The following is a 16,335-nucleotide window of genomic DNA, read 5'->3' as shown; positions in this document are numbered from 1 at the left end:
TTCTTAACTATTATTCTGCTTGGGAATATGTTTTTCCCCCTGTCATTGAGATTCCATACGCTTCAAAAAGTTCGCTCACTGTAACCAACTGGTATTGTTTTGCTAACTCTGGTATTATTGTATCACATGCATCTGCTGTTGTGCTATAGATATCATGCATCAAAATAATTTGGCCTGGGGCAGCATTTTTTCTAATATGGTCTATCGTAGCCTGTGCATTTCGTGTTTTCCAATCTCTTGTATCTACAGACCATAGCACTAAAGGCTGAGATAGGGTGGATTTTACAGTATCGTTTACGGCACCTCCTGGTGGACGTACCAAACGGGGTGACACTCCAGCTATTTCTTTTACAATCTGGTTTGTCTGGTCTACTTGAGATATCATTACTTCTGGTGTCTGTTTGGTAAGCGTAAGATGATCCATTGTATGGTTTCCAATTTCACATCCCATGTTTACAGCTCGTCGTAATGTATCAGGATATTGTTTTGCTTGTGGTCCCACAACAAAAAAAGTGGCTTTTGCATTATTTTGTTCTAATAAGGTCAAAATTCTTTCGGTAGAAGATGCTTTCGGACCATCATCAAAGGTTAACGCTAATAGTGGTTTACCATTTTTAGTTGGTTGATTAGATGGCGGCTGAGAAGGTGGTGTATCATCAGGTTTTGGTGCTTCTGTTGGCGGTTGGGGTTGCTCAGGAGAAGTACCAGAACTAGGATTTTCTTCTTTTTGATCTGGTTGTGTTGGAGTGGTTAACCCTGGTTTCATAATATCCTGTAGTTCATTCCAAGGAATTACAGCGGTACAAATCCCAATTTCATTCGGAAAAATGGTATTATAATTAAAAATGAATTTACAGTTTTCTTTGGTCAGTACAAATTGAGGGGATTCTGTTAACCAATTCTGAAGCTGGGGTTTTAGAGAAATATCTTTCAAGTAATTTTGATATTGGTTTTTTCGGGTAAAATATCGTTCCAATTTTGTAGAGAGAGGGTCTACAAATTGATTCTGAAAAATATCTGTTAATCCAACTTTTTGTTTTGTAGAAATTTGATAGGAAACGCCAGTGTATTGTTTTGCGATTTCTTCCCCTTTTACAGACACTGTAGTAGTAAATAAAATAGAAGCTAATTGATCAGTCGCTTGATAACTTTCATAATCAATAGATAGCACTGGACGTTCGTCAAGATTTTTGGGCTTATTTTGCTTATGGTTTTCAATAAAATGATTGACAATGTCATCTACCATTGTGGCAATATCCTGATCTATTTCCTCTTGATTTAATTGCGGATACTGGATATCATATACATAGTGGCTGGTACATTCTGTTTTTTCCTGTTTTTCACCAATATCTCGCTGTGGATCTACTTTGTGATATGCAGTATTTTTTAATTGTAAATCGCTTTGTTCCCTAGTACGTTGATGCAAGACAACTGCCATACAACTGGCAATACTAAATAAAATAATTGCCAAAATTAAGGTTATAATACGGATAAAAAAATTTTTTTTGTTTTTTTCTGCTCTATTTTTCATTATGCCACCTTCTGTCGAATTTTTGCTTGACATGTCAATTTAATTTTAATTATAGTAGCTTATTATAGAAAAACAATAGTATTTATTGGATTGAGATGATTTGTAAAAGCTTTGTAATTTTTGAAAAAAACAGTATCATCCTCTGTAACCACTATGTTATTATTCGTTAAAGATTCTTTACATTTTTTCATGAGTTCATCTAATTTTACAACCCATATTACTTCATAAAAGGCAATAAAACGATACAGTAATTAATAGAGTTTAGATGGAATTCGGAACTTAACATGTTAAAATAAGAAAAGGACGGGTTGGAAGGAATTTAAGCATAGATATTGAAAAGATATTATGGTATTTCATCTAGAAAGTACCGCAGTCAATATAAATAAAAATCCGTCAGGAGTTTTTCTGACGGATTTTTTATAAGAAAAAGAATTTTAAAGTGATATTACAGTTTTTTTCTGCGTGAGATGACGATGGCAGTTGCTGTAATTCCGAATAATCCTAATATTCCTAGGATAGGACCAGCATCGCCTGTTTGTGGTGGTTTTGTTCCATCTGGTTGGGATGGAGTTTGGCTTGGATTTTCAGTAGATGGCTCTGATGGAACAGGAGTTTCAGATGGATTGGATGGGGTAGGTTGTTCTTCATCGTTTACTGTTACTTTGGTGTAAGTATTTAATGTAACGTCCCCTACCATACCATAGTTGTCTGGGGTAGCTTCGTGAGAATAACCGTGGAAATTCCAATATATATCATATCCCTGGACGATCATACGGTTTCTTAAACTGCTGGAAACACGCACTTCTAATTGGTTCGAGCCTGGGATAACATATTCTGAAATATCGGTTGACCGGCTGTCCATATTCATCGGTACAGGTTGCCCATTTACAAACAGGGTAGCGGTTCCACCGCTGAAAGATTCTGCGTTAAATATTAAGCCATTTGTTTGATTAGACCAATCTTCTGGTAAGTCAAAGGTAGTAGTATAGTAGCCAATCCCTGATACTTTGTCTCCAACTTGTGGGATATCTTTCCATGGAATTAATTCAGTTTCTCCAACGTCAATAGAAACTTTTTCGGTCGTATAGCTTACTTCAGTTGTCGTATAGCCAAGGCCTCTATCTTCGGTACGGTATTGTTTTTCTCCTGGCTGCCAATCTTCTACAGATAAATTCCATTTATCTAATACAATATTCTCTGGTACTTGGATTTCATTGGCCTCAATGGAAGTACCATCACTGTAGTTTACAGTAGATTTTCCTGAGTCGGATACATAAAGGGTAGTTGATCCATGATCTGTAACTACTTTATCCACATTTTCCGTAGAAACAACAGTTTTAGCGTCCTGACTGTTGGGGTCTAAAGCAAATACCATAATGTCACCAGGAGCAAGGTCAATATTTAAGATGGTACGGTTCTGTTGGATAGAGTATTCTGTAACCTCTTCCACTTCACCTGTCCAAGTATTAATCGTATATGGTTTATAAACTCCTTCTAAAGAGATTTGCCCCTGATAATTTTCTGTTTGTTCAAACATGTAGTTGTAAACATACAAATAGCTAGCACCGTCATCTTTACGTAGTACAGAAAGTAAGTTTTGGTTGGATTCTGTATATTCAGCACGTGGATGTACCCCTAAATTGATTAATGCATCATATGCTTCTGCCTCCGTTTGGACAGTTGTAAAACTCTCTAGTTGCTTCATTTGTTCCATTAAAACAGTGAGCTCTTCATCTTTACCGTCGTTTCCTGGTGTACTCAAAGCAGCACCTTGGTTGTATTTCATTTCGTATGGACGTACATGTTCTTCTGTAGCCCCATCTACAAGTACGACTGGCAAACCGTCTTTTGCCCATTGGTATAATATTTGAGCGCTTTCATAAGGTAATTCTTCCTGGTAAACTATCAGAGCCTGATATCCAACGCCATCGGCTTGTACTAGTTGGTTGGAACAGGTAATATCTTCGTCCTGCAACAAGTATGGTGAAAAATAATCGTAGGTATAACCGGCGTTTTGTAGGGTCATATCCTGCCAATAATAAGCTTTATTGGAGCGGAGATTATTTTCTCTAAAATCTACAGGAGCATGGATAAACATAGCATTATTATAAAAATAATCGGATCTTAAAATTCCTAAATCCATTTGAGGAACGCCAGACATCAAAGCGGTTTGAATCCTGGTAAGATGTTGGTTAATTGTTGGGAAATCCTAGGATGATGGTTGACGTTTATTAAAACGTTCGGAAAAAATTTCTGTCATTCCTTCATAACCAGGCCAGGAACAATGCACTTCTGGACCATAAGAAGAGGAATATCCATGTAAAACAGTTTTCTGAATTCCGGAAGCGAATTGTGTATAGTATAACTGGCGGTAATAATTATTGTTGCGATAGTAGTTTTCACTATGATAAGCTCCGGTTTCACTGGAATATACTTTGTTATATAAATGGGCGGCGCTAGATTGTCCACGGAAACTGTCAATTTCTGAGTTAAATTCATAAGATTCTGTTTCTACAAAATCCAATGATTTGACAGGCTGGGAAATATCGAATCTAGCTCCATAGGAGTTTTCTGCCCGTAATTTCATATCAAAGCCGTGCATCCATTCTCTTAATACGTCCAGACATTCTTCCATGTACAACTCTGTATTGGTTTGATATAAATCGTTCCTTACTTTTTCACAGAGTTGTTCTTGACCATCCAATTTTAAGGTGTGATAGGGAACAAACGGATGGATTATGGGAGGAAAACGAATTATTCCATAATTTTTTTATTGTATTTAACAAAAATATGTTTTATATGCTATAATAAAAGAAAATGGCAGGAAAGGAAAAGGGAACATGAAAAATGATTTGGATTGTATATTGAAACATTCTATTCAACTGGAACCTTATTTGGAGACTGCGGTAACTGAATCTATTGAATATTTAAAGCGGGTGTTTGAATACAACAAATTAATTGGTAAAACTTATTTTGAATCGAAACAGGTTTTCTCCAAACCGTTATTTTTAAAGGAAGAGAATATTGCTGTATCTTTACATATATTGGATACGAAATATTGTGATGGGAAAATGAACCCGGATAGTGGGCCGGTTTTACATCATCATGATTTTTATGAGGTTAATTATATTTATAAGGGTGGGGTAACCAATTATTTGCCAAATACGGTTTTTCATCAGGATGAGGGCCAAATTTTACTGATGAACCCCTATGCCCAGCATACCGTACAAACAGATGATGAGGATACTTTATTATTTAATATTGTAATCAAGCAGGGATTTTCCGCCACTATTTTAAATAATCCCGCCTTAAATAATCTAAGTGTAGCTAATTTGTTTTTGGATACAAGCCTAGGCATGAGTCCGATCCAGCCGTACTTGATTTTTCAAAATGAGCCGGAAATACAATTGATTTTACATCAGATGATTGTGGAGTATTATCAAAGGCAGCCATATTATCAGCAGCGTTTATACGCGAAATTTATTGATTTATGGTCTATGTTTGCAAGGCAAAAAAATAGGGAGCGTCAGCAGGGGGATAAAAGCAATTATCCTGAGAACATGGTGGAAATTCTTAATTTTATCCGGGAACATTACGCAGATGTTACTTTAAATGATTTATCAAAAAGATTTGGATATTCTACCCATCATTTATCCTTGAATATTCAGAAACATACTGGTTATAAATTTAACGAAATCGTTTCCAAATTTAAAATGCAAAATGCGATCACCTATTTGCTGTATACAGAATATTCTTTAAATGAAATCGTTGATTTAATAGGATATAAGGATGTGGGGTATTTTATTAAAATGTTTCGGAAGAATTTTGGAATTTCCCCCATTGCATATCGAAATCAACATAAATAAATTCTTAGAAGGAGAGAATAAAGTAATGATTTGGATTGTTTTGATAATTGCTGTAGGGATTTTTTTGTTAATCCTTTGGATGATCGTCCAGGATATGTTGAGTTCAAAAGAAATCGAGGTAAAAGAGGAAGAAAAGACATCAAATGAGGAGTCTCCTATTGAAAAGAAAAATGCTATTGTTGTGGACAAAACAATGGAAGATGTCATTATAGGAAGCTACCATATTCCAGAGCGTTACTTGGATTATAAAATATTATTCCAATTTGACGATGGGGAACAAAAATGGTTCTCTGTTACAGAGGATATTTACGATGATATTTCAGTGAACGAGTATGGTGAACTTATCACAGCTGAGGATGATTTTTTAGATTTTAATAATAGATATGGAGAAGAAATTTCCAGTGAAAATAAAACTACCGGCTTTGATTAAAAGCCGGTAGTTTTTGCTGATTAGGGAAAACGCCATCTCTGCTAGTGGAGGCTGCCTATCAAAATTCTCCAAACATTGAGTGAATAGGGCTACTAATAACAATCTTCCAATGATAGTAAGATACCGATCCGACCGTGATGTAAGCGGGATAAAATTCATCACATCTTGAGTCGACTTTCGATAGCCGTATCGGGATAATTTGAACTATCGGTTTTGTCCAGTAGCGGCTAAGAAAGGGAAGGTTTATTGTTTGTGGTCGGGCTTTGCAGCATTAAGCGGCAAAACCAGTTATCTACATGGAGGGCAATCCAACTTAATCCATACCATAAAATAGAAAATGGAAGGCAGATTTGCCCTAATATTTGAAATGGAAGTGCAGAATAATCCCATACATTTAAGTGCAATATTTTATTGACAATACATCCAGTGATAAATTCAATGGCTGTAATAATTCCAGATCCTGCTAAGCATTGTATCCAGATTGATTTCGAAGAAAGTTTATTGCGAATAATTCCAATTAAACGGAAACAAACCCCTCCCGCTAAAAACATGCTCCAATGGGAGCTCCCTTTCCAAAGTACCTCGATTAAATAATAAACTGCTCCTCCAAATTGGAACAAAATAATCTTATGCCGTAGTTTCATAGTATCCTCCACATTACCAAATAATCTAATGTTATGGTTTGCCGGGAAAAACTTTTTAAACATAACAATATGTGGAATTTTTCTGCTATGATTTATTTGAATTCGACAAGCTATTATGGTATAATATATGGGATATTTTGTAATTGAAGAAATGGGGTTTCATGGAAATGTAACAAAAGAGTTGAAAGAAACATAGCAAATTGTTAAAAGTTCCATTTTTAATAATTATGCAGATTAAATAGTTTTGTATATTTTACACGGAATATATTGCGGAATTTTGCACAATAAATAATTGATTTTATCGATTCAGTTTGCTATAATAAAAGTAATAGAAATAAAAGGAATTTCAGGCTGATTGTGACGGGAAGGGATGATTCCAATGAAAACAAAATATATAACTGACTTTTTTACTGGCAATAATACACATGCTTATGAATACTTCGGGGCACATCCGGGAAAAAAGGGAAATCAGGAAGGATACTGGTTCCGAGTGTGGGCTCCCCATGCAAAATCAGTTTCTGTTGTAGGCGATTTTAACGAATGGAATGCAGAACCACACAGGATGAAAAAAATTCATGATGGTGGTATTTGGGAAATATTTATAAAAAGCTTAAACCAGTATGAGATGTATAAATACAGTATTATTACTGCTGATGGGCGTCAAGTCATGAAAGCGGATCCATTTGGTTTCCATATGGAAACTCGACCGGGTACAGCTTCTAAATTATACGATTTATCTGGTTATAAATGGGGGGATCAGAGATGGCAGACAGCCCAACAAAATAAGAATAATTTCCGTTCCCCAATGAATATTTATGAAGTGCACGCAGGTTCTTGGCGTACTTATGAGGATGGTTCCCCATTTAACTATGTAAAATTAGCAGAAGAATTAATTCCATATGTCAAACAGATGGGATATACCCATATCGAGTTAATGCCATTGGCAGAATATCCTTTTGATGCTTCTTGGGGATATCAGATTACAGGATATTATGCTCCTACTTCCCGTTATGGCACACCGCATGATTTTATGAAATTTGTGGATATGTGCCACAAAAGTGGAATTGGCGTAATTTTGGATTGGGTTCCTGCCCATTTTCCAAAAGATGCGCAAGGACTGTATGAGTTTGATGGACAGCCTTGTTATGAATACGAAGATCCACGTAAAGGAGAACACGCGAACTGGGGGACAAAAGTATTTGATTATAGCAAGCCAGAGGTTGTTTCCTTTTTGGTTTCCAATGCTATGTACTGGATGGAGTTATACCATATTGATGGTTTGCGTGTAGACGCAGTAGCTTCCATGCTATATTTGGATTATGATCGTGAAGAAGGAAAATGGGTTCCAAACCAATATGGGGGAAAAGAAAACCTGGAAGCCATTGAATTTTTACGCAAGTTAAATAAAGAAATTTTAACTGCTTATCCTTCCCGTTTAATGATTGCGGAAGAGTCTACAGCATGGCCAATGGTAACCCAGCCGGGGGATGTTGGTGGATTAGGGTTTAATTTTAAATGGAATATGGGTTGGATGAATGATATGATCAGCTATATTTCATTGGACCCTTATTTCCGTGGAGGAAACCATGATAAGGTAACTTTTTCATTCTTCTATGCGTTTTCTGAAAACTTTATTTTGCCAATTTCCCATGATGAAGTGGTACATGGAAAATGTTCTTTAATCAATAAAATGCCAGGGGAATATGAACAGAAATTTGCTGGTATGCGCGTTTTCTTGGGCTATATGATGGCGCATCCTGGTAAGAAACTTCTGTTTATGGGGCAGGAATTTGGACAGTTCATTGAATGGAACTTTGAACAGGAATTGGATTGGATGTTATTTGATTATAAATCTCATCAACAACTTGCCCATTATACTGAAACTTTAAATAAATTCTATTTGAAAAATAAACCGTTCTGGGAAGTGGATGATTCTTGGGAAGGATTTTCTTGGATTTCCAGTGATGACAATACCCAAAACGTGATTGCGTTCCGCCGTATTGACGCAACGGGGCATGAACTGATTGTTGTTTGTAATTTCTCACCAATTACGTATTATAATTACCGGATTGGGGTACCATTCCAGACCAGCTATACAGAGGTATTTAATTCTGATTCCACTGAATTTGGTGGGCAAGGGAATTTGAACTCTACTCCAATTAAAGCGGAAAAGGTAGCAATGCATGGATATGAACAATCCATTGAGCTAGTTGTTCCACCAATGGGGGTAACCTATTTAAAACCACGTAGTATCCCAAGAAAGAAAACAGCTGATTCCAAAACAAAACCAGCGGCTAAAAAAGCAACCAAAAAAACGGCTGCTACTAAAAAATCAGATGTAGCAGAAAAAGTTGTAAAAGAAACAGCAAAAAAACCTGCTGTAAAAAAACAGGTGGAAAAAGAAAAGCCAACGGTAGAAAAAACAGTAAAACAGAATACAGCAAAAAAAGCAACAACAAAATCTGTTTCTACAAAAACAAAGACAAAAACAGCAAAAGAAACATCTCCAAAACCTTCTGTAAAGAAAACAACAAAAGAAGAAAAAAATAAGAAATAAGAGAAAAAATTTTCAGGTTTTATTTGGGGTGTAATTTGAGATAGGAGGATTTTTATGTTTGTAAAGAAGGAATGTGTTGCGATGCTTTTAGCCGGCGGTCAGGGGAGCCGGCTGCATGTGCTCACGGAAAAAGTGGCAAAACCAGCAGTGCCTTTTGGGGGAAAATACCGTATTATTGATTTTCCGCTTTCTAACTGTGTTAATTCTGGCATTGATACTGTTGGAGTGTTAACACAATACCAACCATTGATTTTAAATGATTATATTGGGAATGGTCAACCTTGGGGATTGGACCGTGTTTATGGCGGCGTACATATTCTTCCCCCCTATCAAAGTGTATCCGGTGCAAGTTGGTACGCTGGAACAGCAAATGCCATTTATCAGAACATTTCCTTTATTGAACGTTATGATCCGGAATACGTTTTAATTTTATCTGGTGACCATATTTATAAAATGAATTATGATAATATGTTAAAAGTACATAAACAGCGTCAGGCAGATTGTACTATTGCTGTTTTGGAAGTAGAAATGCAGGAAGCAAGCCGTTTTGGAATTATGAACACGGATGAAAATGGGGATGTATACGAATTTGAAGAAAAACCGGAGCATCCAAAAAGTAATTTGGCATCTATGGGGATTTATATTTTTAATTGGGATGTATTAAAGCAATATTTAATTGCTGATGAAAATGATCCAAACTCCTCGAAAGATTTTGGGAAAAATATTATTCCAAATATGTTAAATGACCAGAAGAAATTGACTACCTACCATTTTGATGGATATTGGAAGGATGTTGGAACAATTGATAGCCTTTGGGAAGCTAACATGGATTTAATTAATCCGAATGTACCAATGGATTTGTATGATCCAGGATGGAAAATCTATTCCAGAAACCCAGTAGCACCACCTCATTATGTTTCCCGTAGTGCGGTAGTACAAAATTCTATGGTAACAGAGGGCTGTAAAGTATATGGGAAAGTAGACTTTTCGATTTTGTTTGCTTCTGTTACAATAGAAGAAGGGGCAATTATTCGCGACAGCATTATTATGCCAGGTGCCCATATCAAGAGTGGAGCTGTGGTTGACTATGCAATTGTTGGGGAAAACGCAGTAGTGGGTGAAAATGCTCACATTGGGGCAAGGCCAGAAGCTTCGATTGACTCGGAGAGCTGGGGCGTAGCTGTAGTAGGTCCAAATTTGACAATTTCAGATGGATCAATCATTCCTGCTAAAGCAATGATTGATAAGAACATGTAGGAGGTGGTACTGATGTTAGCAAGAGAACAAAAAGTAATGGGGATTATCTTTGCCAATATGCATGATATTGCGCTTTCAGATATTACAAAAAATAGAACAATGGCATCTGTACCATTTGGAGGCAGATATCGTTTAATTGATTTTCCATTATCCAACTTGGTAAATGCAAATATTTTTAATATTGGTTTAATTACAAAAGCGAATTATCAATCGTTGATGGATCATGTAGGTTCTGGACGTGAATGGGATTTGAGTAGAAAAACCAGCGGATTACATATTTTACCTCCATATGGTAACAAAAACTATGGTATTTACCGTGGAAAATTAGAAGCATTAGGTTCTGCTTTGGATTACCTAGCTGGAAGCCATGAAAAGTATGTAGTATTAAGCGATTGTGAAATTGTTTCCAATATTGATTTAACTCCATTTATCGAACAGCACCAGGAGAGCGATGCAGATATTACGATTATGTATTCTTCTGGTTATTTAGATCGCCAGGCTGCACAAGATTCTATTATTTTAAACTTTGATGATACAGGACGTTTAATTGAAACAATGTGTAATCCAGATATTTCTGGGGAATTTAACTATTCTTTAAATATCATGATTATGGAACGGGAATTCCTAATGCATATTGTGACAGAAGCGGTGAGCAAAGGGGAGTTTAGCTTTGACCGTGATATTCTCCAAAAAAGGAATAAGAATTATAAAATCTGTGGATACAGATATGATGGTCTAGTTCGGAAAATTGCATCAATAAAAGCTTATTACCAAGCCAACATTGATTTGTTGAACGAAAGTGTAAGAGATCAGTTATTTACCAAGGAAAGGCTGATTTATACAAAAATCAGGGATGAAGCTCCTGTGCGTTATGGATTACAGGCGCATGTAAAAAATAGTTTTATTGCAGATGGATGCATTATTGAAGGAGAAGTAGAAAATAGTATTGTTTTCCGTGGATGTAAAATTAAAAAAGGTGCAGTTGTTAAAAATTGTGTATTAATGCAGGGAACTGTGATTGGGGAAAAAGCAGAAGTGCAATATACAATTACAGATAAAAATGTTACGATCTCCGATTTCCGTACCATGATTAGTGCATCAACTTATCCTGCCTATATAGCAAAAGGAACTACGATTTAGTAAAAAACAGAGGGGATCCATGTTGGTTCCCTCTGGATTTTATCATAATAGTAAATTTATTTTTTCAACCAAATAATCATCCAATTGTAAAATGAATGAGGTGAACCAATGAAAGTTTTATATGCAACTAGTGAAGCCCGTCCCTTTGCTGCTTCTGGTGGTTTGGCTGATGTAGCAGGCTCTTTGCCAAAAGCAATCCGTGGAAAAGGGGTTGCCTGCCGTGTCGTAATGCCTTTATATGGGGACATTAGCGAAGAATGGCGCTCTAAAATGACCTATTTATGTAATTTTCAGGTAGATGTTGCTTGGAGAAAACAGTATTGTGGTTTATTTGAATATAACTATAATGGTGTAATTTTCTATTTTATTGATAATGAATATTATTTTAAACGACCTGGATTATATGGATACTATGATGATGCGGAACGGTTTGCGTTTTTCTCCCGTGCTGTTTTGCAAATGTTATGGCATGTCGATTTTATGCCGGATATTATCCATTGTAATGATTGGCAAACAGCGATGGTTCCTGTTTATCAGGATTTATTTTATCGGTATTGCGATAAGTTTTCCAATATTAAAACGGTATTTACAATCCACAATATCCAGTATCAAGGTAAATACGGCTTTGAATTGATGCAGGAAGTATTAGGTGTGCCTGATTACGCAAAACCGTTGATGCAATACGATGATTGCTTAAATATGATGAAAGCAGCAATAGAAGTAAGTAACCAGGTTACTACTGTAAGCCCTACTTATGCTCAGGAATTATTGGATCCTTGGTATTCTCATGGTATGGATCGCGAATTAATTCACCATCAGGGAAAGATGCGTGGTATATTGAACGGAATTGATTACGAAACCAATAATCCAGAAACCGACCCTGATATTGCGGCACATTTTTCAGTCAAAGATTTATCCGGAAAGCGCAAAAACAAAAAAGCGTTGATGGAAGAAGTTGGTCTACCCTATAGTGATGAACCGTTGGTTGGTATTGTTACCCGCATGGTAGACCATAAAGGGTTGGATTTAGTACAATATGCTTTTGAAAATTTAGTGAATAATGGTTTTAAATTTGTAGTATTAGGATCCGGCGATTACGGTTATGAGAATTTTTTCCAGGCGATGAAAGAAAAATATCCAGACAGGGTTTCCACTACATTAGGGTTTATTCCAGCATTGGCCAAAAAGATTTATGCAGGAGCGGATATGTTTTTAATGCCATCTAAATCAGAACCTTGTGGATTAGCACAGATGATAGCATTGCGTTATGGTACAGTACCAATTGTTCGTGAAACCGGTGGATTAAAAGATAGTATTCAGGATTGTTCTTTGGGATCTGGCAACGGTTTTACCTTTAGTGGCTATGATGGGGAACAGATGAAAAACGCTTTGTATCGTGCAAAAGAAGTCTACTATAAAAAAGATGAGTGGGAATCGTTAGTCAAGTATGGTATGAGCTGTGATTTAAGCTGGAAGAATTCTGCTGCCCAATATATTGAAATGTATGAAGATGTTCTTCGCTTTTAAGGAATACGAGTAGATTGGTATCTATTCCTTCTAGAAATAGATAAAATAGACAAATAGGAAAGGAATCGGATAAAGTTATCATCCGGTTCCTTTCCTATTTTAGAAAGACCTATGTTAAAAAATATGTAAATGGTACATAACAGTATAAGATGCTACTAAGGTTTACAGCAAAACAGTTAGAAAGTCAATTAAGTACTTAATATTACAAATTGGTCCAAAATTTACTTTTGGAAAAATGGCTAACAGATAATGGATAGAAACTTGTGTTCTCAATAAGATTACATCAGATTTTGCTATTGGAAATAAATTCCTCTATGAAGGGAAAACAATAATCGTATTTAAATTTGGAAGGAATAAAAATGTTAAATTCAAATAAATTATACTTATTGTATTTTGGAAAATAGGATACTATCAAAAAAATTGCCATTTTTAAAAATACTTTTTTGTAGAATCCCTTCCTGCTGAAAACCTGATTTTTTTAACACTTGGCACGATGCTAGATTATTAGAAAATACTTCAGCATAAATTCGATTGATATCCCAATAGTTCCATCCAATTTCACAAATTTGTTTTACTGCTTGAGTTGCAATTCCTTTATTCCAATATTCTTCTCCAATCCAATATCCTAGTTCTGCTGATTTTCTTTTTACGTCTAACTGTCTTGTAAGTCCAATGCTTCCTACAAGAGATCCATCTACTGTAATGGCAAAAGGAAGATCAATATTGGAATCTGCTTGTTGGCACATTTGGATGAAAAAAGCTGCATCTTTTGCTTGATATGGGTAGGGGAATACATCCCGTAAATAGTTTGCAATATTGGGATTATTGGCTAAGCGGGCTAATGGTTGTGTATCTTGGTTATTCCATTTTCTTAATTTTATTTCCATAAAAAAGCTCCTTTATTCATAGATTCAGTAAGTATAAGCCAGGAAAACTAGATTAAAATATAGATATGATGAATATGGATTATTTTTGATATCAAATGATTATGATAGAATACAAAAAGCTCCCTTTTGTAGAAGAAGGGAGCTTTTATCCTTATTGTTATAATTTTCCCTGGCTGTTTGCAACAAGATATGCGTTAATAAAATCGTCTAAATCGCCATCCATAACGGCATTAATATTTCCGCTTTCAAAATTAGTCCGGTGGTCTTTGACTAAAGTATAAGGCATAAATACGTAAGAACGGATTTGAGAGCCCCAGGCAATTTCCCGTTGTTCCCCCTTGATATCCTCGATGCGTTCTAACTGTTCCCGTTCTTTAATTTCCACCAATTTAGACTTTAACATTTTTAACGCCACAGCACGGTTTTGTAATTGGCTGCGTTCATTCTGGCAAGCAGTTACAATTCCAGTTGGAATATGGGTTAACCGGACAGCAGAGGATGTTTTGTTTACATGCTGCCCACCAGCACCACTTGCGCGGTATACATCCATTTTGATATCTTCCGGACGGATTTCTACTTCGGTATCATCATCAATTTCTGGGATAACTTCCAAAGAGGCAAAAGAAGTATGCCGCCTTCCGGAGGAATCAAACGGGGAAACCCTTACCAGACGATGGACGCCGGATTCAGATTTTAAATAACCATAAGCGTTTATTCCTTCTACTAAAACAGAAATACTTTTAATCCCTGCTTCTTCTCCTTCCACAAAATCCAGGGTTTTCACTTTAAATTCATGACGTTCTGCCCACCGGGAATACATACGGAATAACATTTCTACCCAATCCATTGCCTCTGTACCACCAGCACCAGCATGAAAAGTTAAAATAGCGTTTTTATCATCGTATTCCCCTGTTAACAAAGTTGAGAGAGTTTGTTCCGATACGGAACGTTGCATATTGGCAAGATTGGTTTTAATATCCTCCTCAAAACTATCATCCTGTTCATCCAATGCAAACTCTACCATCATAGCAGTGTCTTCATACATAGCAGATAAAGACTCAAATGCCTGTACCGTATTTTTTAATTTTGTGCTGCGCTTTAAGACCTTTTGGGAGTTTTCAATATCATCCCAAAAATTTGGTTGTGCTGCTTGATGGTCCAATTCGATAATCTCTTTATTTTTGCTTTCTATATCCAAGGCTTGTTTCAATTCTTCTATTTGGGGCTTTAGTGCTGTAAGTTGCCCGCGGTATTCTTCAAATGCAACGGTATTCATTCCACATAATCTCCCAGTTCTAGTTTACTACATTCAATACGTTTTCTTCCTTATTATAATGAATCGAACAGAAAAAATCAAGCATATTAAAACGACCGTTGGCCCATACTTTTTATATCAGAAAAAAATCGCTTCCAAAATCGTCCTATAAAAAGGGAAATTAGAGGAAAATACGGATTTATAATTAAAGTTGTAATTCATTTGGAAAAATGTTATACTATTATACCAAGGTTAGTGGTATCAACTTTAAATTATGATAAATGAAATATTTTGTTATTTATAAGGGGGTAGAAAAAATGGGAAAATTCGTTGGACAAGTCTGCCCAGTATGCCAACAGAAATTTAAGGATCAAGATGATATTGTGGTTTGCCCAGAATGTGGAACACCACACCACCGCAGTTGTTATCAAGAAATTGAACATTGCGCTAATCAAAGTAAACATGGAACTGAATGGGAATATGAGACAAAACCCGTAACACCTAATAGAGAATCTCAACAGGAGCAGCCCCAACAATCTGGTCAGAAACATAATATTGTTTGTAGCCAATGTGGGGCGAATAATCCGCCGAATGGATTGTTCTGTCTTTTCTGCGGGGCTCCTTTACAACAAAAAGATGGAGTTCAAACACCACAGAATACGGTTCCACAACAATTGCTAATGGAGATGTCGTTGGGAGGATTGCATCCAGAAGATTCGATTGATGGAATTTCTGTAAAAGATTTTGCTGCTTTTATTGGAAGCAACACAGCTTACTATCTTCCAAAATTTAAGCGGTTCAGTGAAAAGAAATTTTTGTCCTTTAATTTTTCAGCTGCTATTATATCTCCCGTTTATTATTTGTTTCGTAAGATGATTCCGTTGGGTATCCTGTTTTTAATCATCAATCTATTGGCTACTTTTTGCTACACTATTGTACAGGTAAATACAATTGTGCCAATCCAAAATTCATTATTGTTAAACATAGCATATTATGGCATGCAGGCTATTGGTATTTTTTCTACGATTTTTGGATTATTAAGTGGATTGTTCGCAAACTGGATTTACTATAAATGGTCGGTGCGTACCATTAAAAAGTGTAAAGCGAAAGCAGGGGAAGATCTGGCAAAGTACCAAGAACTTTTGGTGAAAAAAGGTTCTGTCAGCCCATTGTTTGTAGGGATAGGATTAATTTTTATCTTTTTATTTTCGATTATATTTAGCCTTGTATTGTCAATTTGA

Annotated in this window: 13 protein-coding genes; 7 read left to right on the top strand and 6 right to left on the bottom strand. The window is 36.0% G+C overall.

Annotated features, from left to right (window positions below):
- Positions 1 to 10: 10 nt before the first annotated feature.
- The 3 genes from H8Z77_RS06550 to H8Z77_RS11615 form a co-directional block, all read right to left on the bottom strand.
- The gene (locus tag H8Z77_RS06550) at positions 11 to 1,531 is read right to left on the bottom strand and encodes a polysaccharide deacetylase family protein (protein WP_186996528.1); all 1,521 of its coding nucleotides are present in this window, start codon (positions 1,529 to 1,531) and stop codon (positions 11 to 13) included.
- Between the two features lie 445 nt (positions 1,532 to 1,976).
- Positions 1,977 to 3,674 carry a sugar-binding domain-containing protein gene (locus H8Z77_RS06545; protein WP_286165495.1) on the bottom strand — a complete coding sequence of 566 codons (1,698 nt, stop codon included), beginning with the start codon at positions 3,672 to 3,674 and terminating at the stop codon, positions 1,977 to 1,979.
- 66 nt (positions 3,675 to 3,740) lie between these two features.
- Positions 3,741 to 4,166 (bottom strand): hypothetical protein, encoded by a 426-nt coding sequence (locus H8Z77_RS11615; RefSeq protein ID WP_235843868.1) that lies wholly within the window; start codon positions 4,164 to 4,166, stop codon positions 3,741 to 3,743.
- A gap of 205 nt (positions 4,167 to 4,371) precedes the next feature.
- On the opposite strand from H8Z77_RS11615, the gene H8Z77_RS06540 reads away from it, so the two are divergent.
- Positions 4,372 to 5,397 carry an AraC family transcriptional regulator gene (locus H8Z77_RS06540; protein ID WP_069986705.1) on the top strand — a complete coding sequence of 342 codons (1,026 nt, stop codon included), beginning with the start codon at positions 4,372 to 4,374 and terminating at the stop codon, positions 5,395 to 5,397.
- A 25-nt stretch (positions 5,398 to 5,422) separates the two neighbouring features.
- On the top strand, positions 5,423 to 5,827 hold the full coding sequence (locus H8Z77_RS06535; RefSeq protein WP_069986707.1) for a DUF2500 family protein: 405 nt from the start codon (positions 5,423 to 5,425) through the stop codon (positions 5,825 to 5,827).
- A gap of 227 nt (positions 5,828 to 6,054) precedes the next feature.
- Here the strand turns inward: H8Z77_RS06535 and H8Z77_RS06530 are convergent, their stop codons facing one another.
- Entirely contained in the window at positions 6,055 to 6,471 is a 417-nt protein-coding gene (locus tag H8Z77_RS06530) for a putative ABC transporter permease (RefSeq protein ID WP_069986709.1), read from the bottom strand.
- Between the two features lie 379 nt (positions 6,472 to 6,850).
- On the opposite strand from H8Z77_RS06530, the gene glgB reads away from it, so the two are divergent.
- The 4 genes from glgB (at position 6,851) to glgA (ending at position 12,952) form a co-directional block, all read left to right on the top strand.
- Positions 6,851 to 9,028, top strand: coding sequence for a 1,4-alpha-glucan branching protein GlgB (glgB, locus tag H8Z77_RS06525; RefSeq protein ID WP_286165494.1), 2,178 nt, complete (start codon positions 6,851 to 6,853; stop codon positions 9,026 to 9,028).
- Between the two features lie 54 nt (positions 9,029 to 9,082).
- Positions 9,083 to 10,285: a glucose-1-phosphate adenylyltransferase gene (locus H8Z77_RS06520; RefSeq protein ID WP_069986711.1), complete on the top strand. Its 1,203-nt coding sequence runs from the start codon at positions 9,083 to 9,085 to the stop codon at positions 10,283 to 10,285.
- A gap of 12 nt (positions 10,286 to 10,297) precedes the next feature.
- Positions 10,298 to 11,425 carry a glucose-1-phosphate adenylyltransferase subunit GlgD gene (gene glgD, locus H8Z77_RS06515; protein WP_069986713.1) on the top strand — a complete coding sequence of 376 codons (1,128 nt, stop codon included), beginning with the start codon at positions 10,298 to 10,300 and terminating at the stop codon, positions 11,423 to 11,425.
- Positions 11,426 to 11,533: 108 nt separating this feature from the next.
- On the top strand, positions 11,534 to 12,952 hold the full coding sequence (glgA, locus tag H8Z77_RS06510; protein ID WP_186996526.1) for a glycogen synthase GlgA: 1,419 nt from the start codon (positions 11,534 to 11,536) through the stop codon (positions 12,950 to 12,952).
- A gap of 383 nt (positions 12,953 to 13,335) precedes the next feature.
- On the opposite strand, the gene H8Z77_RS06505 is transcribed toward glgA, so the two are convergent.
- Together H8Z77_RS06505 and prfB are read right to left on the bottom strand one after the other, a co-directional pair.
- Positions 13,336 to 13,839: a GNAT family N-acetyltransferase gene (locus tag H8Z77_RS06505; RefSeq protein WP_069986717.1), complete on the bottom strand. Its 504-nt coding sequence runs from the start codon at positions 13,837 to 13,839 to the stop codon at positions 13,336 to 13,338.
- Positions 13,840 to 13,996: 157 nt separating this feature from the next.
- Positions 13,997 to 15,115 (bottom strand): peptide chain release factor 2, encoded by a 1,119-nt coding sequence (prfB, locus tag H8Z77_RS06500; protein WP_069986719.1) that lies wholly within the window; start codon positions 15,113 to 15,115, stop codon positions 13,997 to 13,999.
- Between the two features lie 296 nt (positions 15,116 to 15,411).
- On the opposite strand from prfB, the gene H8Z77_RS06495 reads away from it, so the two are divergent.
- Positions 15,412 to 16,335, top strand: a complete 924-nt coding sequence (locus H8Z77_RS06495; RefSeq protein ID WP_069986723.1) for an RING finger protein — start codon at positions 15,412 to 15,414, stop codon at positions 16,333 to 16,335.

Source organism: Clostridium facile, assembly GCF_014297275.1.
GTDB lineage: Bacteria > Bacillota > Clostridia > Oscillospirales > Ruminococcaceae > Massilioclostridium > Massilioclostridium facile.
Note: the sequence above shows the minus strand (reverse complement) of the source record. Positions and strands in the feature narration are given on the sequence as shown.

Excerpts from the sequence above, each read along its gene's own strand:
- H8Z77_RS06550 (WP_186996528.1), bottom strand. The coding sequence starts at position 1,531 with ATGAAAAATAGAGCAGAAAAAAACAAAAAAAATTTTTTTATCCGTATT.
- H8Z77_RS06545 (WP_286165495.1), bottom strand. The coding sequence starts at position 3,674 with ATGGATTTAGGAATTTTAAGATCCGATTATTTTTATAATAATGCTATG.
- H8Z77_RS11615 (WP_235843868.1), bottom strand. The coding sequence starts at position 4,166 with ATGGAAGAATGTCTGGACGTATTAAGAGAATGGATGCACGGCTTTGAT.
- H8Z77_RS06540 (WP_069986705.1), top strand. The coding sequence starts at position 4,372 with ATGAAAAATGATTTGGATTGTATATTGAAACATTCTATTCAACTGGAA.
- H8Z77_RS06535 (WP_069986707.1), top strand. The coding sequence starts at position 5,423 with ATGATTTGGATTGTTTTGATAATTGCTGTAGGGATTTTTTTGTTAATC.
- H8Z77_RS06530 (WP_069986709.1), bottom strand. The coding sequence starts at position 6,471 with ATGAAACTACGGCATAAGATTATTTTGTTCCAATTTGGAGGAGCAGTT.
- glgB (WP_286165494.1), top strand. The coding sequence starts at position 6,851 with ATGAAAACAAAATATATAACTGACTTTTTTACTGGCAATAATACACAT.
- H8Z77_RS06520 (WP_069986711.1), top strand. The coding sequence starts at position 9,083 with ATGTTTGTAAAGAAGGAATGTGTTGCGATGCTTTTAGCCGGCGGTCAG.
- glgD (WP_069986713.1), top strand. The coding sequence starts at position 10,298 with ATGTTAGCAAGAGAACAAAAAGTAATGGGGATTATCTTTGCCAATATG.
- glgA (WP_186996526.1), top strand. The coding sequence starts at position 11,534 with ATGAAAGTTTTATATGCAACTAGTGAAGCCCGTCCCTTTGCTGCTTCT.
- H8Z77_RS06505 (WP_069986717.1), bottom strand. The coding sequence starts at position 13,839 with ATGGAAATAAAATTAAGAAAATGGAATAACCAAGATACACAACCATTA.
- prfB (WP_069986719.1), bottom strand. The coding sequence starts at position 15,115 with ATGAATACCGTTGCATTTGAAGAATACCGCGGGCAACTTACAGCACTA.
- H8Z77_RS06495 (WP_069986723.1), top strand. The coding sequence starts at position 15,412 with ATGGGAAAATTCGTTGGACAAGTCTGCCCAGTATGCCAACAGAAATTT.